The 432-nt window shown below is 36.8% G+C and carries 1 protein-coding gene; it reads left to right on the forward strand.

The features are described from left to right. Positions 1–396: hypothetical protein (locus G1O98_RS38655; RefSeq protein WP_163939758.1), on the forward strand; the 396-nt coding region annotated here is incomplete at its 5' end. Positions 397–432: the final 36 nt, after the last annotated feature.

Consider the following 432-nt stretch of genomic DNA (forward strand, 5'->3'; position numbering starts at 1 on the left):
CCGTTCTCTGATTATGACAGAAAACAAATTGCTAAACTCCCTCCTGATATAGCAGCCCTAGCAGATAAATATCCAAGCGAGATTTTAAACACTGCTGATAGTTGGGATAACTTGCCTTTTGATGCTAACTATTTTCCTGAGTGCCTTGAAGTCTATAGTGGCGATGCAGATGATGCCAATATTTTTGTGTTAAATGGTGTTCTGAAAGATTATGTCCCATCTCATGCTGAAAAAAATACATCATCGATAACAGTGATGATTGATGGAGAATTTGCTTACATTGAAGTTGAAGGGAGACAGGTTCTTAATAAACTCGGTGGCATAATTTTGCCAGAAGTAGCGATTAATCCAGATGTGTTAATTCAGTCAATTCTCAAAGGTGAAAATAATGATTGATGATGGTGAAGCTAAAGAGATTAAGCGAGATTATCT

Source organism: Nostoc sp. UIC 10630, assembly GCF_010747425.1.
Lineage (GTDB): Bacteria > Cyanobacteriota > Cyanobacteriia > Cyanobacteriales > Nostocaceae > Nostoc.